Origin of the sequence: uncultured Corynebacterium sp., assembly GCF_947253065.1 — a bacterium.
Taxonomy (GTDB): domain Bacteria; phylum Actinomycetota; class Actinomycetes; order Mycobacteriales; family Mycobacteriaceae; genus Corynebacterium.
Genome location: NZ_CAMXWS010000078.1, coordinates 1 through 3,322, shown reverse-complemented (window position 1 = coordinate 3,322; position 3,322 = coordinate 1). Strand labels below are relative to the sequence as shown.

Annotated in this window: 4 protein-coding genes; 3 read left to right on the top strand and 1 reads right to left on the bottom strand. The window is 60.6% G+C overall.

Annotation, left to right across the window (positions count from 1 at the left end):
* The 3 genes from serC to Q0X21_RS10220 all read left to right on the top strand — a co-directional run.
* The coding region (gene serC / locus Q0X21_RS10230; protein ID WP_297851763.1) for a phosphoserine transaminase at nt 1–885 on the top strand (885 nt) is incomplete at its 5' end.
* Nucleotides 886–951: 66 nt separating this feature from the next.
* Nucleotides 952–2,082: a septation protein SepH gene (gene sepH, locus Q0X21_RS10225; RefSeq protein WP_297851762.1), complete on the top strand. Its 1,131-nt coding sequence runs from the start codon at nt 952–954 to the stop codon at nt 2,080–2,082.
* A gap of 29 nt (nt 2,083–2,111) precedes the next feature.
* A complete protein-coding gene (locus Q0X21_RS10220; RefSeq protein ID WP_297851761.1) occupies nt 2,112–2,963 on the top strand; it encodes a DUF6928 family protein in 852 nt (283 codons plus the stop codon).
* A 3-nt stretch (nt 2,964–2,966) separates the two neighbouring features.
* Here the strand turns inward: Q0X21_RS10220 and Q0X21_RS10215 are convergent.
* Nucleotides 2,967–3,322: RNA methyltransferase (locus tag Q0X21_RS10215; RefSeq protein WP_297851760.1), on the bottom strand; the 356-nt coding region annotated here is incomplete at its 5' end.

Genomic DNA, 3,322 nt, shown 5'->3' with positions numbered 1-3,322 from the left:
TTCTGGGATGCAGCAACCTTCGGTCTGATCGAGAAGAAGTCCGCGCACCTCACCTACGGCGAGTTTTCCTCCAAGTTCGCTAAGGCTTCCAAGCTGGCTCCATGGCTGGAGGATCCGGCTGTTGTCGAGTCAGAGACCGGCACTGCCCCAGCACCGAGCGAGCTTGATGGCACGGATGCCGATGTTGTCGCGTGGGCGCACAACGAGACGTCGACAGGCACGATGGTGCCCGTCACCCGTCCGAACACGGACGCGCTCGTGCTTATCGACGCAACGTCGGGCGCCGGCGGCCTCCCCGTCGACATTGCTCAGACGGATGCCTACTATTTCTCCCCACAGAAGTGCTTCGCTTCTGATGGTGGCCTGTGGCTCGCTGCAATGAGCCCGGCTGCGATTGAGCGCATTGCCAAGATCAAGGAGTCCGGCCGTTTCATCCCGGCATTTTTGGATCTGCAGACTGCGGTAGACAACTCGCGTAAGAACCAGACCTACAACACCCCGGCTGTGGGCACGCTGCTGATGCTCGCTGACCAGGTGAAGTGGATGAATGAGAACGGTGGTTTGGACGGCATGGTCAAGCGCACGCGTGCGAATTCGGAGGCGCTGTACTCTTGGGCCGATAACCACGAGCACGCTTCCCCGTTCGTAGCGGAGGCTGACAAGCGCTCGTATGTTGTGGGCACGATTGATTTCGATGATTCGATTGACGCAGCTGAGCTGGCTAAGGCACTGCGCGCCAACGGCATCATCGATACTGAGCCGTACCGCAAGCTGGGCCGTAACCAGCTGCGCATCGGCATGTTCCCGGCGATTGATTCCGAGGACGTGACCAAGCTGACCGGTGCGATCGACTTCTTCCTCAGCCAGGGCGTCGGCGTGAAGTAACCGGGATCCGGCTATTTCATCGGTTAAAGTGTTTGAAGTGAATAACACCGGTGTAAGGAGTTGGGGATGCGCGAGCTCTTTGTAGTTGCTGAAGAATCGACTGACACCGTCTGGGTGCTGCGCACCGATGACGGTGAGCGATTCCGTATCCCCCGCGCCGATCTCCGCGAGGTTCCCGAACCAGATCCAGCGCTGTTCGAGGCTGAGCGTGATTACACCGATGCCTTTGATAATTCCGGCGATGACTACGAGTTGGTCGACGCCGAACTTGTCGACGAACCGGCGCGCCCCACTTTCACCGTCTATTCCGGCGAAGAGCCGATTGCAGACGAAGATGAGCACACCGAAGAACTCGACGACACCTCAGCGGAAGCAGAGACTGAGGGCTCCGAAGACACCGAAAACACCGAGGCCTCTGATGAACTCGCTGTAGTTGAGTCAGAAGAATCGCCTGAGCCACAGCAGGCTCCGCGCACTCCGGTGGAGCCTGATCCACTGTTCGCCACTCCCCTGTCGCTGCGCCCGAATGAGATCCAGGCACGAATCCGTGCCGGTGCGGATGCTGCTTCCTTGGCAGAGGAAATGGGTGTGGCGGAAAGCCGCATTGAGCCATACGCTCACCCGGTCCTGCTGGAGCGCGCGCAGGTCGCTGAGGCCGCAAAGCAGTCCCACCCAGTGCGCGAGGACGGTACCGCGTCCGAGACCTTGTATGAGATTCTTGCGCTCGCATTCGCTGCACGTGGCCACGCATTGTCTGAGGCTCAGTGGGATGCCGTGCGCGAAGCTGGCGAGCCATGGGTAGTCCGAATTACCTGGCAGGCAGGTCTGCAGGAGCACAGCGCGGAGTGGTTCTTCCGCCGCTCCATGGGTAGCCCCGCGACAACGGAGCCGCGCGATCCGGTCGCAGCTGACCTGATCGATCCGTCTTTCGCTCAACCGGTGCGTTCTTTGTCCGCGCACAACGCTTATGCTCCCGAGCCAGTCCAGGATGAGGCTGAGGACTACGCGCAGAACAACGACCTCAACGATGATGAGCTGTCCACCAGCGAGACCCAGCCACATGACTTCACGGAAGGCGATTTCCTCCAGCACCCAGATGCTGAGGAAAAGCCACAGAAGCGTCGCCGTAAGGCTGTTACCCCGCACTGGGAGGACGTGCTGCTCGGTGTCCGCACCAATACCAAGCGCCCGCGATAGCGCACTGGTAGTCAAGGCAGGGCCGGATCATGAGCTTTCCCGCAGTAGTCACATTCTGGTACGTCGGCGCAGCGAATCCCGCTGCAGTTTTAGAGGCGGAGCCGAAAGCTGACCGTGGCTTTGGCCGTAAGCTTTTGGCCCAGCTGAACCCGAAGTGGCCGATCACTCCGATCGGTCAATTCCCACTGAACCGCTCGACTAAGCCGTCCCGCGCGGAGTTCTATATCGCGGGCTATCCCGGTGTGGCAGTGCTCCAGACATTCGTGGAGGACTGTGGCAAGCTTTCGGAGATCTCCCCGACCCTGCTCGGCGCTGTTCCCGCAGCCGAGGTTTTCGTGGTGGCAGAGGGAACTGGCGACGGTGTCGGTTACGGCGGTTTCGCGCATTTCACCGGCACGACCGTCAATCGCAGTCTGTGCGCCACCCGTACAGAACTGATGGAGGATCTTGGCCTGCCTGAGCCTTTCGAGGCTCCGTTCTGGGCAGGTGAACGCGCGGAACAAATCGGTGGCATCTCACTGCCATTTGAGCCCGTGGATCTCATGCAGGCTGCACAGCAGGCCTGGCTTGGCGTGGACGTCTCCCCCAATGGCCCGGATATCAATGTTGTGGGCTACGCGGTCGATGGTCGTCCTGAACCGAAGGTAGAAGCGCGCGGTCCACAGACGAAGGATGTCTCAGAGGTCGCCGCGAAATTCGCCAGCCCCAGCGCGGACTATGACGATTATGAGGAAATGAGCGACGAGGACCAGGGCGGAGAATTCGCCCAGCTTGCCGACGCCTCCGCGGCCGCCGCTCGCCGCATCAGCCGGGAAGCAACTCGGCGCTGGCGGAATTTCAAAGACGCTGTGGTGGAAAAGATCCGTCACTCGGACCGATAGCCACTAGTGCGAAAACGACCGATCCCGCTCATAGAACGCGATCGCGGCTGAGGTAGCCACATTCAACGAGTCGGTGCCATTCGCCATTGGGATACGCGCCCGAATATCCGTGGCACGCATCGCGTGCTCTGTCAGGCCAGGACCTTCACCACCGACAAGCAAGGCGATCTTCTCATAGGGAGCACCGGTGGCGTCGATAAGCGCATCGGCGAGGTGCTCTGCCTTCTCATCAGGCGTGAGTGAGACAAGATGGAAGCCTGCTTCGCGGAGCTGCTCAAGCGAGCGCTGCCACGTGGTCACTGTCCCATCGAGGTGAGCAAAGGGCAGGCGGAGAACATGCCCCATGGAAACGCGGACGC

Excerpts from the sequence above, each read along its gene's own strand:
- sepH (WP_297851762.1), top strand. The coding sequence starts at position 952 with ATGCGCGAGCTCTTTGTAGTTGCTGAAGAATCGACTGACACCGTCTGG.
- Q0X21_RS10220 (WP_297851761.1), top strand. The coding sequence starts at position 2,112 with ATGAGCTTTCCCGCAGTAGTCACATTCTGGTACGTCGGCGCAGCGAAT.